Source organism: Marinobacter pelagius (genome assembly GCF_900114925.1).
Taxonomy (GTDB): domain Bacteria; phylum Pseudomonadota; class Gammaproteobacteria; order Pseudomonadales; family Oleiphilaceae; genus Marinobacter; species Marinobacter pelagius.
Genome location: NZ_FOUR01000002.1, coordinates 375,391 through 389,405, shown reverse-complemented (window position 1 = coordinate 389,405; position 14,015 = coordinate 375,391). Strand labels below are relative to the sequence as shown.

Annotated in this window: 14 protein-coding genes; 13 read left to right on the top strand and 1 reads right to left on the bottom strand. The window is 59.7% G+C overall.

Annotation, left to right across the window (positions count from 1 at the left end; genetic code table 11):
• Positions 1 to 10: 10 nt before the first annotated feature.
• Entirely contained in the window at positions 11 to 1,051 is a 1,041-nt protein-coding gene (locus BM254_RS06010) for a S49 family peptidase (protein WP_092000164.1), read from the top strand.
• 7 nt (positions 1,052 to 1,058) lie between these two features.
• On the opposite strand, the gene BM254_RS06005 is transcribed toward BM254_RS06010, so the two are convergent.
• Positions 1,059 to 1,652: a Maf family protein gene (locus tag BM254_RS06005; RefSeq protein WP_092000161.1), complete on the bottom strand. Its 594-nt coding sequence runs from the start codon at positions 1,650 to 1,652 to the stop codon at positions 1,059 to 1,061.
• A 108-nt stretch (positions 1,653 to 1,760) separates the two neighbouring features.
• Here BM254_RS06005 and BM254_RS06000 point away from each other — a divergent pair, with 108 nt between their 5' ends.
• The 12 genes from BM254_RS06000 to putA all read left to right on the top strand — a co-directional run bounded on the left by BM254_RS06000 (position 1,761) and on the right by putA (position 13,941).
• Complete coding sequence (locus BM254_RS06000; protein WP_092000157.1) at positions 1,761 to 2,315, top strand: YceD family protein; 555 nt, start codon at positions 1,761 to 1,763, stop codon at positions 2,313 to 2,315.
• 81 nt (positions 2,316 to 2,396) lie between these two features.
• Positions 2,397 to 2,576 carry a 50S ribosomal protein L32 gene (gene rpmF, locus BM254_RS05995; protein WP_048495018.1) on the top strand — a complete coding sequence of 60 codons (180 nt, stop codon included), beginning with the start codon at positions 2,397 to 2,399 and terminating at the stop codon, positions 2,574 to 2,576.
• 44 nt (positions 2,577 to 2,620) lie between these two features.
• A complete protein-coding gene (plsX, locus tag BM254_RS05990) occupies positions 2,621 to 3,622 on the top strand; it encodes a phosphate acyltransferase PlsX (protein WP_217647736.1) in 1,002 nt (333 codons plus the stop codon).
• Between the two features lie 110 nt (positions 3,623 to 3,732).
• On the top strand, positions 3,733 to 4,671 hold the full coding sequence (gene fabD / locus BM254_RS05985; RefSeq protein ID WP_092000154.1) for an ACP S-malonyltransferase: 939 nt from the start codon (positions 3,733 to 3,735) through the stop codon (positions 4,669 to 4,671).
• A gap of 15 nt (positions 4,672 to 4,686) precedes the next feature.
• A complete protein-coding gene (fabG, locus tag BM254_RS05980) occupies positions 4,687 to 5,430 on the top strand; it encodes a 3-oxoacyl-ACP reductase FabG (RefSeq protein WP_092000151.1) in 744 nt (247 codons plus the stop codon).
• 135 nt (positions 5,431 to 5,565) lie between these two features.
• Positions 5,566 to 5,799: an acyl carrier protein gene (gene acpP, locus BM254_RS05975; protein WP_008938713.1), complete on the top strand. Its 234-nt coding sequence runs from the start codon at positions 5,566 to 5,568 to the stop codon at positions 5,797 to 5,799.
• A 131-nt stretch (positions 5,800 to 5,930) separates the two neighbouring features.
• Entirely contained in the window at positions 5,931 to 7,178 is a 1,248-nt protein-coding gene (fabF, locus tag BM254_RS05970) for a beta-ketoacyl-ACP synthase II (RefSeq protein ID WP_092000148.1), read from the top strand.
• Between the two features lie 6 nt (positions 7,179 to 7,184).
• The gene (locus BM254_RS05965) at positions 7,185 to 8,003 is read left to right on the top strand and encodes an aminotransferase class IV (protein ID WP_092000145.1); all 819 of its coding nucleotides are present in this window, start codon (positions 7,185 to 7,187) and stop codon (positions 8,001 to 8,003) included.
• 5 nt (positions 8,004 to 8,008) lie between these two features.
• On the top strand, positions 8,009 to 9,070 hold the full coding sequence (mltG, locus tag BM254_RS05960; RefSeq protein ID WP_092000142.1) for an endolytic transglycosylase MltG: 1,062 nt from the start codon (positions 8,009 to 8,011) through the stop codon (positions 9,068 to 9,070).
• Positions 9,067 to 9,699, top strand: coding sequence for a dTMP kinase (gene tmk / locus BM254_RS05955; RefSeq protein ID WP_092000139.1), 633 nt, complete (start codon positions 9,067 to 9,069; stop codon positions 9,697 to 9,699). Before mltG ends, tmk begins: the two co-directional genes overlap by 4 nt.
• A 99-nt stretch (positions 9,700 to 9,798) precedes the next feature.
• On the top strand, positions 9,799 to 10,578 hold the full coding sequence (locus BM254_RS05950) for an AraC family transcriptional regulator (RefSeq protein WP_092000136.1): 780 nt from the start codon (positions 9,799 to 9,801) through the stop codon (positions 10,576 to 10,578).
• Between the two features lie 183 nt (positions 10,579 to 10,761).
• On the top strand, positions 10,762 to 13,941 hold the full coding sequence (gene putA / locus BM254_RS05945; RefSeq protein WP_092000133.1) for a bifunctional proline dehydrogenase/L-glutamate gamma-semialdehyde dehydrogenase PutA: 3,180 nt from the start codon (positions 10,762 to 10,764) through the stop codon (positions 13,939 to 13,941).
• The last annotated feature ends 74 nt before the right edge of the window (positions 13,942 to 14,015 follow it).

The window sequence follows — 14,015 nt, the reverse complement described above, 5'->3', positions numbered from 1 at the left end:
GGATGTATGCATGAGTGAGTGGGATTCTGACAAGTCGCCGGAATGGGGTGATGAGCCGGCCAGAAAGTCTTCTGGCCGTTCGTGGCTGGGCAGGAAAGGGCCGGAGATGCCGCCGGAGAGTAATCGCGACTGGAAGCTGATCGAGAAGCTGGTCATGTCGCTCCAGGCGGAACAGCGCCGCAGTCGCCGTTGGGGGATCTTCTTCAAGTTCCTGACCTTCGGCTATCTGTTTGCGCTTTTGTTCCTGATCCGGTTTCCGTTCGGGGAGAGCCTCGATGCCGGGACCGGAGTTCACACGGCGGTGATCGAGGTCAATGGCACCATCGCCGCGGACGAGCTGGCCAGTGCCGATAATATTGTCGGTTCGCTCCGTTCAGCATTCGAGGCCGAGTCGTCCAAAGCCGTGTTGCTGCGAATCAACAGCGGCGGTGGAAGCCCGGTCCAGTCCGGTTACGTATACGACGAGATCAAACGCCTCCGGGAAGAGTATCCGGACAAGAAAGTCTACGCGGTCATTTCCGACATCGGTGCTTCTGGCGCTTATTACATTGCCGCGGCCGCGGATGAAATCTACGCCAACCGGGCCAGCCTGGTGGGCTCCATCGGTGTGATCGCCGGAGGCTTTGGCTTTACCGAGGTCATGGACAAGGTGGGCGTGGAGCGCCGGTTGTATACCGCCGGCGACAACAAGGCCTTCCTGGATCCTTTCTCGCCAGAGAATGAGGAGGAAGTCCAGTTCTGGAGCTCGGTGCTGGAGAATACCCATCGCCAGTTCATCGAGGCGGTAAAGCGAGGTCGGGGTGATCGCCTTGCCGACGATGAACGGCTGTTCAGTGGTCTGGTCTGGAGCGGTGAACAGGCGCTGGAGTTGGGGCTGATCGACGGCCTGGGCAGCACCTCCTCTGTCGCCCGGGAAGTTGTGGGTGCGGAGAAGCTGGTGGATTACAGCCACCGGAAATCCCCGCTCCAGGATTTTGTGGATCAACTGGGCGTCGCCTTTGGCGAGGGCTTTGCCGGCCAGCTGCTCGAATCCCGCCTGGAGTTGCGCTGAGGGCTGGTTAGCCCTCAAGCAGCGGGTTGCATCCCCAGTTCCGGAGCATCCCGTTGAGGGCGATCAGGGGTAATCCGACGAGGCTGTTGGGGTCACGCCCCTCCAGCCGATCGAACAGCGTGATGCCCAGGCCTTCCATCTTGAAGCTGCCGGCGCAGTCGTAGGGCTGCTCCCGTTGCAGGTAGCTCTCGATTTCCTCGCTGGACAGGGGCCGGAAGTGGGCGGTAAAAGGCTCGCAGATAACCTGGCAGTCGCCGCTGTCCGCATCGAGCAGGCACAGGCCGGTCAGGAAAACCACTCTGTGTCCGCTGCTCTGGCGTAGCTGGTGAACTGCCTGGCTGTGATTGCCGGGCTTGTGGAGCAGTGTGCCGTCCGGCAGGCAGGCGACCTGGTCGGAACCGATGATCCAGTGGCCGGGATGTTTTGCGGCCAGGGCCCGGGCCTTGCTCTCCGCCAGTCGTCGGGCAAGATCATCCGCAGTCTCGCCGGGCATGGGTGTTTCGTCGATGTCCGGGCTGGCAGTGGTAAATGGCAGCGCCAGGCGTTCCAGCAAGGCCTTGCGGTAGGGCGAGGATGAGGCCAGTAGCAGGGGTTTGGTCATTACCGAGGTCCTTTTGTCGTTAAATACCCGTATCCCCATGGTAACCCGTGGCGAAATGGCAACGAAGTCTTTGACAGCGGCGGGTCTCGCCCCTAAAATTGCGCGCCTATGTCAAAAGCGTCAAACGCCGAGTTGCCCAAATCCGTTGACCCCTATCGGTTGGCGGAGCAGAACACCGTGCTGGAGGGAGTGATTCCTCTCAGTGCCTTGGCTCGTTTCAGGGAAGCGGTTCTGGGGTTTGATGAGGGTGCTGTGTGCCGCGTCAGGCTGTCATTTTCCATGGACAGGGAGCGCCGCCGCATCGTCTCGGGTGAACTGGAGGCACCAGTTGATCTGGAGTGTCAGCGGTGTATGGGGCCAATGGCCACTACGCTGAATTCCCGGTTTGTACTGGGGCTGGTAACCAGTGACGAACAGGCGCAACAGCTGCCACGGGAGCTGGAGCCGTTCCTGACCGATGATTTCAGTGCGGATCTCTGGGCGATGGTAGAGGATGAGCTGTTGCTGGTGCTGCCGCCGTTCCCGCTTCACGATCGGAATGAATGTCCGGCCCGGGAAGATCTGGAAGCCCTCGAGCCCGATGGTACTCCGGCCGAGCCGGCAAAGTCGGGCAAAGAGAATCCGTTCAGTGTGCTGGCGGATCTCAAGAAGACGAAGCATTAACCGGGCGCAGCCTCCGATCGGGAGTCGGCGCGTTACAATGAACACACGTTATTTTTACGTTAACAGGTCAGGAGCATAATCATGGCTGTACAGCAAAACCGTAAGACCCGTTCCAAGCGTGGCATGCGCCGTTCTCACGACGCTCTGAGCACTGCTGCTCTGTCCACCGATGCAACCACTGGTGAAGTTCATCGTCGTCACCACGTATCTCCGGACGGCTTTTACCGTGGTAAGCAGGTAATCGAAGCGCGCGACGAGTAATCTCGTTGCGACCAGTCACCGCCCAAGTGTCGGATGGAAGAGCCGTGACCCCGGTTACCATCGCAATAGACGCTATGAGCGGTGACCGCGGACCCGAAGTGGTGGTGTCCGCGGCACTGTTGGCAGTGCGTGAAAACGAAGCCTTGAGCATCATTCTGGTCGGTATCCGGAGTGAGCTCGAGGCTTTGTTGCGTGAGGGGCATGCCCGGATCCGGGTGGTCGAAGCGGCCGATGTGGTCCGGATGAATGAGCGCCCGTCTCATGCCCTGCGCCACAAGAAGAATTCCTCCATGGCTGTTGCCCTTGGCCTGGTCCGCGATGGTGAGGCCCAGGGCTGCGTCAGCGCCGGCAATACCGGTGCACTGATGGCCTTCGGCCGTTCCATCATCCGGATGTACCCGGGTATCGAGCGCCCGGCCATTGCCAAACTGATTCCCTCCCTCCGCGGCAAGTGCCATGTCCTGGATCTTGGTGCCAATGTCGATTCCACTGCCGAGAATCTGTACCAGTATGCCCTGATGGGTTCGCTGATGGCCTCGGCCATCTGCAGTCAGACCGAGCCGAGGGTCGCCCTGCTAAATGTCGGGGAGGAAGAGATCAAGGGCAACGAACAGGTGCGCCTTGCCTCCCACATGCTGGCCCAGTGCGAGACCATCAATTACATCGGCTACGTGGAAGGCAGTGACCTGTTCCGGGATGTCGCCGATGTGGTGGTGTGCGATGGTTTTGTCGGTAACATTGCCCTGAAAACCGGTGAGGGTGTGGTGGGTCTGCTGATTGAATTGATGGAACAGGCCTTTACCCGTTCGCTGTACGGGCGTTTTGTGGGTCTGTTGGCCAGGCCGATCATCGGCCGACTCCTGCAGTTGATGGATCCGTCCCGGCACAACGGTGCCAGTCTGCTCGGGCTTCAGGGCGTGGTTATCAAGAGTCATGGCAATGCCAACGAGCGCGCCATGCTGGCTGCTATTCGCCAGGCGGTCCGGGAGGTGCAACTGGAAGTCCCCCGCCGCATCAATGAAAGGCTGGACGATCTCATGCTCTGAGCCTGAGACTAAAGTCTGTCCCTGATCTGCCGTGCATTCGCGGATAATTGGCCTAACTTGTACTATTGGCTAATCTCCCGAAACCCTTCAATGACGATAAGATTCGCCCTATGAAATCAGCCTTTATTTTTCCCGGACAAGGGTCCCAGTCGGTCGGCATGCTCAGTGACGCTGCCGAAGCCTGGCCTATCATCAACAAAACATTCGCTGAAGCTTCCAACGTGCTTGGTTACGATCTCTGGCATCTTTGCCAGAAAGGACCGGCCGAGGAGCTCAATCAGACCATGGTTACCCAGCCTGCGCTGCTGACCGCCAGTGTTGCCCTCTGGCGCCAGTGGTTTGTTGCCGGTGGTCGTGCGCCGAGCTTTGTTGCCGGCCACAGCCTGGGTGAGTACAGCGCTCTGGTGGCTGCCGAGAGCCTGGATTTCGTTGAGGCCGTCAAGCTGGTCCGCCTTCGTGGCGAACTGATGCAGCAGGCGGTTCCTGCCGGCGAAGGTAAGATGGCTGCAATCCTCGGTCTGGATGACGCCGACGTGGTAGCTGCGTGCGAGAGCGCGGCGCAGGGCGACGTGGTTTCTGCCGTAAACTTCAACGCACCCGGCCAGGTCGTCATCGCGGGTTCGGCTGCGGCCGTTGACCGTGCCATTGAGGTCTGTAAAGAGCAGGGCGCCCGTAAGGCCATGCCGCTGCCGGTCAGCGTTCCTTCTCACTGCGCATTGATGAAGGGTGCCGCCGAAGAGTTGGCCGAGGCGCTCAACGATGTGCGCTTTAACGATGCTGTCATTCCGGTGGTCCAGAATGTTCACGCGTCGGCTGAAACCGATGCTGACAAACTCAAGGCCAACCTCCTCAAACAGCTTTATTCACCGGTACTGTGGACCGATTCCGTGCGCAAGCTGGTCTCTGAAGGCGTCGAGATGGCGGTTGAGTGCGGCACCGGCAAGGTACTGGCAGGGCTGATCAAGCGAATTGACCGTAGCCTCCCGGTTTACGGAATTGAAGATCCGGATTCACTGGCGAAGGCTCTGGAAGCTTTCGGCCAATCCTGACGAAAGGAGTCTTTCATGTCTTTGGAAGGTAAAGTTGCACTGGTGACCGGCGCAACCCGTGGCATTGGCAAGGCCATTGCCCAGGCGCTCGCGCAGCAGGGTGCTGAAGTTGTCGGTACCGCCACCAGTGAAGCGGGCGCCGAGTCGATTTCGAAGGCGTTTGCGGATGCCGGCCTGAAAGGTTACGGCATCGTCATGGATGTATCGGACCCGGAAAGTATAGAGTCTGGCCTCAAGGCGCTGACGGAAAAATCCGGTGCGCCCCAGATTCTGGTCAATAATGCCGGTATTACCCGGGACAACCTGCTGATGCGTCTGAAAGAAGACGACTGGACATCGGTCCTGGAGACCAATCTGTCCAGCGTGTATCGCACCAGCAAGGCGGTTCTGCGTGGCATGGCCAAGGCCAAGTGGGGACGTATCATCAACATCAGTTCCGTGGTTGCCGGTATGGGCAATCCGGGGCAGGGCAACTACTGCGCTGCCAAGGCCGGTGTTGAAGGCTTTACCCGTAGTCTGGCCAAGGAAATGTCGAACCGGGGCATTACCGCCAACTGTGTGGCGCCGGGCTTTATCGACACGGATATGACCAAAAAACTGGACGACAAGCAGCGCGAGGCTATGCTGGAAATCATACCCGCCGGTCGTCTGGGTGAGCCGGAGGAAGTGGCCGCAGTGGTGGCTTTCCTGGCGTCGGATGCAGCCGCTTACGTGACGGGAGAGACCATTCACGTAAACGGCGGAATGTACATGGGATAAGCCCCGAATCCGGGGCTTCTGCGCAACTCCTTGTCGCGCAACATGTTTGACTGAGTCCCTGCTTGTTTGCAGGTAGGGTTTAATCTAAACTGGCAGCACTTGAGTTGCTTGGTTGACACACAAAGTGAGGACATTATGAGTACAGTTGAAGAGCGCGTGAAGAAGATCGTTTGTGAACAGTTGGGCGTTAAAGAGTCCGAAGTTCAGAACACATCTTCTTTTGTAGAGGATCTTGGCGCTGACTCACTGGACACTGTTGAGCTGGTTATGGCCCTGGAAGAGGAATTCGAAACCGAGATTCCTGACGAAGAGGCCGAAAAGCTGGGCACTGTTCAGGACGCGATCGACTACATCGTCGCGCACACCTGATACTCTGCGATTAAGTAAGCCAGGCAAAAAGCCGTCCTTGTGAAATATCGGGGGACGGCTTTTTTATTGGCTGAATTTCAGGTTCAATCGGCGTTCTGTTTTTCCACGGACAAGATCAGGTGCAAGAGGATATGAGTAAACGACGGGTTGTCATCACGGGTATGGGCATGCTCTCCCCGGTCGGTAATGATGTGCAGAGCTCCTGGGATGCCATCAAGGCCGGACGCAGCGGGATCGGCATGATCGACCGTTTTGATGCCTCCGGGTACAACACCCGGATTGGCGGGGCGGTCAAGGATCTGGATATCAGCCAGTACCTGTCCACCAAGGATGCCCGGAAACTCGACGCTTTTATCCATTACGGACTGATTGCCGCCCAGCAGGCGGTTGATGACAGCGGTCTCGAGCACTATGACGCGCTCGACCGGGACCGGGTGGGCGTTGCCATCGGCTCCGGTATCGGGGGGCTGGAATTCATCGAGAAAAGCGTCATCCAGATGGAGAAGTCCGGGCCCCGGAAAGTCTCTCCGTTCTTTGTACCTGCATCCGTCATCAACATGGTGTCGGGTAATACCGCCATCCGCTTCGGTTACCGGGGCCCCAACATCTCCATTGTGACTGCCTGTACCACCGGCACCCACAATATCGGCTACGCCGCCCGGACCATTGCCTATGGGGATGCGGACGTCATGCTGGCCGGTGGTTCCGAGATGGCGACCACACGGACCGGTGTTGCGGCGTTTTCCGCCGCGCGGGCTCTCTCGACCCGCAATGACGAGCCGGAAAAAGCCAGTCGTCCCTGGGATCGGGATCGGGACGGTTTTGTCCTGAGCGACGGTTCCGGCGTGCTGGTACTTGAGGACCTGGAGCATGCCCGGAATCGTGGGGCGACCATTTATGGCGAAGTGATCGGCTTCGGTATGAGTGACGACGCCTTCCACATCACCGCGCCGCCGGAGTCTGGCGAGGGCGCAGCCCGGTCCATGCAGAATGCCATCCGTGATGCCGGCCTTGATCCGGAGGCGGTTGATTACATCAATGCCCATGGCACATCCACACAGGTGGGGGATGTTGCCGAGGTCAAAGCCGTCAGAAATGTGTTTGGCACCCACGCCGAAAAGCTGGCCATGAGCAGCACCAAGTCCATGACTGGCCACCTGCTGGGCGCAGCGGGCGCGGTCGAGGCCATCTTCTCGGTCCTGGCCTTGCGGGAGGGCATCCTGCCGCCGACCATCAACCTGGACAATCCTGATGAGGGCTGCGATCTGGACCTGGTTCCCAATGAGTGCCGCAAGGCGGATCTGCAAGTAGCCTTGTCGAACTCCTTCGGCTTCGGTGGCACCAACGGAACACTGATCTTCCGTCGCTACCAGGACTAATCACGTATGCTGGCGGTGTTCTGGGCGGAAGAGGGCGGCCTGCCTGCGAGCGACCGCGGCCTGGCCTACGGCGACGGCCTGTTTGAAACCATTCTTATGGCCGGTGTCCGGGGTACCCTGGTCGGCTATCACCTGGACCGTCTGGTCCGGGATGCCGGACGGCTCGGTATTCCGGTGACCAGGGCAGAGGTGCAGGAAGCATATGCCCGTGCCGCCAGCCATTATGGCCGCTCCCGCGCCGATACCCGCTGGGTGCTGAAACTGATCCTGACCCGCGGCGCCGGGGGGCGGGGATACCGCCCCGACCCGGAGATGACGCCGAACCTGCTGGTTTCCGCCAGTGCGGCACCGCCTGGCATTCCCTCCGATGGTGTCGCAGTTGCCTATTCCCGCATTCCCCTGACCGTCAACCCACTGTTCGCCGGTATCAAGTCCCTGAACCGTCTGGAGCAGGTGATGGCTGCCAGGGAGTTGGACGGGGATGTCTTCGAAGTTCTGCAGTCCAGCCGTGAAGGCGATCTGGTGGAAGGAACCCGGACCAACCTGTTGCTGCACACCACAGAAGGCTGGATTACCCCGCCCCGGGCTTCGCTGGCGGTCGCCGGAGTCATGCGTGACTGGGTGCTGGAGCGGCTCGAGGCCAGGGGCGAAATCGTGATTGAGCGCCCGCTGTTGCCGGAAGATGTCACGGGGCCGGGATGCCGGGCCTTCTATCTGCTGAACAGCGTCCTCGGAGTGGTTACGGTTCGCAATCTTGCCGGTCAGGATTTGCCTGTCGATAGCGGACTTGCGACAATCTGCGATCCGCTCGAAACACTGGAATAAGTCCTTTGCTCAAGAAGTTACTGATTGTTTGTGTATCTCTCACCGTGCTGGCGGCAGCCGGCACCGGATTGTGGGTCTGGCAGGGGCTCGAAACCCTTGAGAAACCGGTAAGTCTCGAGGAACCGGTGCTGTTCGATGTGCCGTCCGGATCCGCGTTCAGCCGGATCGCGCAGCAGATGGAAGCCGAGGGGCTCGTGGAGAAAAGCCTTTGGCTCAGGCTCCATGGCCGGCTGAATCCGGACCAGGCCCGTATCAGGGCCGGCGAGTATGAATTTACCGATGGTATGTCGGCACGGGACATGGTCGAAGCCATGGTCGCCGGTGACGTCAAACACTGGAGTATCCAGTTCATCGAGGGCTGGACCTTCAAGGACATGAGGGCCGCACTGGCCAGTGCCGAAAGGCTCCGCCAGGAAACCGCGGACTGGACGGACGAAGAAATCATGGCGGCGATGGGCGCCGAGGGTGAGCACCCCGAAGGCCGTTTCTTCCCCGATACCTACCTGTTTGCCAGTAGTGATTCCGACCTGGATCTCCTTAAGCGCTCCTTCAACCGGATGGAAACCGTTCTGGCGGAAGAATGGGAAAACCGTGAGGAAGGCCTGCCCTACGATACCCCCTACGAGGCGTTGATCATGGCCTCTATCGTCGAGCGGGAAACCGGTGTACCCCACGAGCGTGATGAGGTGGCAGGGGTGTTTGTCCGTCGCCTGGAGAAGGGTATGCGACTGCAAACGGATCCGACCGTGATCTATGGAATGGGTGATAAGTATCAGGGTCGGATCGGCAGCAGGGATCTGCGCACCTACACTCCCTACAACACCTATCGGATCGACGGTCTGCCACCGACACCTATTGCTCTGCCGGGTCAGGAAGCTATCCACGCGGCCTTGCACCCGAAAGAAGGGGATTCCCTGTACTTCGTGGCCCGGGGCGATGGCACCCATAAGTTCTCGCGTACCCTCGCCGAGCATCAGAAGGCGGTCAGGGAATTCCAGCTCAATCGCCGTGATGATTACCGGTCGTCCCCGCCTCCCGGGGACACCAGTCAGGAGCAGAGCCAGTGAAGCGGGGTCAGTTCATTACCTTTGAAGGTACTGAAGGTGTCGGCAAGTCCACCCAGCTGGCCAATGCCGCCGAGGTGCTGCGCACCGAAGGCATCGATGTGGTTGTAACCCGGGAGCCGGGTGGCACACCCATGGCCGAAGCGATTCGTGAGCTGCTGCTCGCTCCCCGGGACGAGCCGGTGCACGAACTGACCGAACTTCTTCTGATGTTCGCGGCCCGTGCCCAGCACCTGCATACCCGGATTCTGCCAGCACTGGAGGCGGGGCAGTGGGTGCTCTGCGATCGCTTTACTGATGCGACGTTCGCCTATCAGGGCGGTGGCCGTGGCGTGTCGAAAGAGCGTATTGGCCAGCTGGAGACCCTGGTTCAGGGCGATGTCCGCCCGGACCATGTGATTCTCCTGGACGCGCCGGTGGAAACGGGCATGGCGAGGGCTCGCCATCGGGGTGACCTGGACCGGTTCGAACAGGAGGCCGTATCCTTCTTCCAGCGCATTCGCGATACGTATCTTGAGCGCGCCGGCAATGCCCCGGATCGGTACCACCTGGTTGATGCCACGGCGCCCCTGGCGGAAGTCAGCGAGCAGGTTGCCGGCCTGGTCCGTTCCCTGGTCGCTGCCTCCCGCTGAAGCGCACTGAGCAGGAGTGGCCGGCACTGCCTGTTTCGTGCACTTTCTGCCCGGATCTGCTTTAATTGAGTGACATTCTCAGTTAGAACCGTTGTCATCATGTTTGACGCTCGCCTGTTAAAGCTGCCTATCGCATCGCACCACCACCGTCACGAGCACCACCAGGTGGTTGTTGGCGTCCGGGGTGAGGCTGACCTGAGCGTTGACGGCACCGGTTCCCATCTGGACACCTGGAAAGCCTGCCTGGTGCCCACCGAAGCAAGGCATGACTACTGCGGGGACAACCAGAACCATGTTCTGGTGATCAACCTGGATCCCTACATGCCGGCGCTCAATACCCCGGCCCACAGGGATTATGAACGGCTGGCGCCGCTGTTCGAGCGGCCACGGACGCTGGAGATGGATAACCGGCTTCAGGGCCTTGTCCAGTTTGCCGCCGGTGAGTTCGACCGGGCTCCCGACAACGACGGCATGAAGCGTCACCTGGCCGCAAGTATTCTCCACTGCATGGCTGAGAGACTGAAGGACACCCGTGAGGTAACCGCCAACCGGAATACCATCAGTCCCGAGGTAATCCGCCGCTACATCATGGAGAACCTTCATCGGAAGATCCGGGTGGAGGATCTGGCCGGCGTGGCGTGTCTCAGTGTCAGCCGGTTCCACGAGATGTTTCGTGAAGTCACTGGCGTTACCCCTCATCAGTTCCTGTTACAGACCCGCATTGATCAGGCTGTGCAGCTGCTGGTTTCCACATCATTGTCGGTGTCGGAGGTCAGTTATCGCACAGGCTTCTCTTCCCAGAGCGCCCTCACCAACACCCTGCGCAAACACAAGGGAACGACCCCTTCGAAACTGCGATTTGGCGAAAAAGTCGCCTGAGTATCAAAAAAACTGCCTGTTCCGGACGATTTTGCAAAAGAATCGTAGGATTCTGTAAGCCGTAGATCCGTAGTAATACTAACTTATGCCCTCAATGAACTGCCGTCAGGACGCAGCGGCTTCTCTATAACAAGGATAAATAGTCGACCGGTACGCATACCGGTTTCTTTCAGGGGCGCTCAGATGTTTCAAGCGAGCAGGGTATTAGAACCGGTTTATCAGGAGCAGCCGAGATCGTTTTTCTGGCATGCCCTGACGGCGAACTATGCCGTGGATGAGTCCGCCTACCTGAATGAGCTGATCCCGCTTGCCCAGAGCGATACCGCCGAACACCGGGCGGTAACCGCCACTGCAACCGATCTGATCCGTAAAGTCCGGGAGCAGGACGACGCGGTTCACATGGTCGACGCACTGCTCCAGCAATACAGCCTGGACACCGAGGAAGGCATTCTGCTGATGTGCCTGGCCGAGGCGCTGATGCGCATTCCGGACAAGCATACGGCTGATGCGCTCATTGAAGACAAGATGTCCGTTGCGGACTGGAACAGCTATGTAGGTCGCAGTGAATCCACCCTGGTGAACGCCTCTACCTGGGGTCTGTTGCTGACTGGTCGTGTGGTCAGAATGGATAAGCGCCTGGACGGCTCGCCCTCCAATATCTGGAAGCGGCTGGTCAAGCGCAGTGGCGAACCGGTCATCCGCAGCGCCATGTACAGGGCCATGGCGATCATGGGCAAGCAGTTCGTGCTTGGCCGTGATATTGACGAGGCATTGAAGAACGCCCGTGAATACCGGCAGCTGGGCTACACCTACTCCTTTGACATGCTTGGTGAAGCGGCGCTGACCGAAGAGGATGCCGGCCGCTACCTGAAGGATTATCTCGGTGCGATCGAAGCCGTTGGTGATGACAGCTACCCCGGCAACGGAGCCCCGCGGCCGTCGATCTCGATCAAACTTTCGGCCCTGCATCCCCGCTACGAAGTGGCCCAGGAGCACCGGGTGATGGAGGAGCTTTACGAAAAGGTCTGTGACCTGATCGCGGTCGCCCGCCGGAGCAATGTGGCCATTACCATTGATGCCGAGGAAATGGACCGGCTGGAGCTGTCCCTGAAACTTTTCGAGAAGGTCTACAGCTCGGAAGCAGTTAAGGGCTGGAGTGGTTTTGGCATGGTGATCCAGGCCTACTCCAAACGTGCCTTGCCCGCGCTGTGCTGGCTGACGAAACTGGCGAAAGAGCAAGGTGACGAGATCCCTATCCGCCTGGTCAAGGGGGCGTACTGGGATACCGAGATCAAGATCTGCCAGCAGTTGGGGCTGGAAGGTTACCCGGTCTTTACCCGGAAGGAGGCGACCGATACCTCCTACCTGGCCTGCCTGCGTTACCTGCTCAGTGACTACACCCGCGGGGCATTGTACCCACAATTGGCGAGCCACAATGCCCATACCGTGGCCTCGGCCCTGGCCATGGCCCGCAACAAGGGCCGGGAGTTCGAGTTTCAGCGCCTGCACGGCATGGGTGATGCCCTTTATAACAGTATCCTGCGGGAGCACGACATTCCGGTCCGGATCTATGCTCCGGTCGGTGCCCACAAGGATCTGTTGCCCTACCTGGTGCGTCGCCTGCTTGAGAATGGCGCCAATTCGTCTTTCGTGCACAGGTTGGTGGATGCCGAGACGCCGGTGGAAGACCTGGTCCTGAATCCGGTCCAGGAGCTGCAGAAATACCCGGCACTGGTCAACGACCGGATTCCGCTACCGGGACGCATCTATGGGGGCGAGCGGATCAATTCCCGTGGCCTGAATACCCACGCAGAGGCGCATCTGGAGCCGCTGCTCAGTCGGTTGGGGCAGTGGGCCGGTACCAGCTGGCATGCCGGCCCGGTGATCCGGGGCACCCGGGTGCTCGACGGGCAGCGCAAGGAAGTGTCGTCACCCTACGACGTCTCAAAAAGCCCGGGAACCGTGGTTTGGGCCGGCAGGGATCAGGTGGAAGAGGCATTGGCCACGGCTGATGCGGGTTTCCGAGCATGGAACGAGCGGCCGGTCGCCGAGCGTGCCCGGTTTCTGGAGAAGTACGCGGATCTGCTCGAGCAGAACATGGAAGAGCTGATGGCGATCTGCTGTCGCGAGGCGGGCAAGACTATCCAGGACGGAATCGACGAGGTTCGCGAGGCCGTGGATTTCTGCCGCTACTACGCGATTCAGGGGCGTGCCCGTTTTGGCAGCCCGATTGCTCTGCCGGGCCCGACCGGTGAGAGCAATGAACTGTATATGGAAGGCCGGGGCGTCTTCCTGTGCATCAGTCCATGGAATTTTCCGCTGGCCATCTTCACCGGCCAGATTATGGCGGCTCTCGTGGCTGGCAATACCGTGATTGCCAAGCCGGCGGAACAGGCCAGCCTGGTTGCATACCGGGCCGTGGAGCTGATGCTTGAGGCGGGGTTCCCGCCGGATGTGATTCAACTGTTACCCGGTGATGGCGAAGAACTTGGCGGCATACTGACCCCGGACCCCAGGATTGCCGGCATCGCCTTCACCGGATCTACACAGGTTGCCCATCTTCTGAACCGGACGCTGGCCGGTCGGGATGGGGCAATCGTACCCCTGATAGCCGAGACCGGGGGGCAGAATGCCATGATCGTGGACAGCAGTGCGCTCCCCGAACAGGTGGTGCGCGATGTGTTGCTGTCCGCCTTCGCCAGTGCCGGGCAGCGCTGCTCGGCACTGCGGGTGCTGTATCTCCAGAATGATGTGGCGGATCGTATGGAAACGATGCTCGCCGGTGCCATGCAGCAGTTATTCGTTGGCAATCCGGAGCTTCATAGCACCGATGTTGGCCCTGTAATTGATGCGGCAGCGAAGCAGGCGCTCCAGGCACATCTCGATGAACTGGACCGGAACGCACGGCTGATTGCCAGGACTCCGCTGCCGTCCATCTGCCAGTCCGGCCATTTCATTGCCCCGTCCGCCTATGGCATCGAAAGCATAAAAGGTTTGAAAAACGAGCACTTTGGGCCGATTCTTCATGTAGTTCGTTACGATGCCGAGCGGCTGGATGAGGTCATCGACGAAATTAACGATAGCGGGTACGGACTGACGCTGGGCATTCACAGCCGGAGCGAATCCACCGCGTCGTATATCGAACAGCGGGTGAAGGTGGGCAATACCTACGTCAACCGCAATCAGATCGGAGCAGTGGTTGGGGTTCAGCCCTTCGGCGGCCGGGGCCTTTCCGGTACCGGCCCCAAGGCGGGAGGGCCCCATTACCTGCAGCGCTTTTCAACAGAGCGCACAAGGACGGTCAATACCACGGCAGTCGGGGGTAATGCCTCGTTGCTGTCGCTGGGTATAGAAAAGGTTTAAGGATCAAATAAGAACAGAAGACATGGAAGTCTCACTGAATTCGGGCGGTGACGTGCCCGGATCAGGGTTGTCCC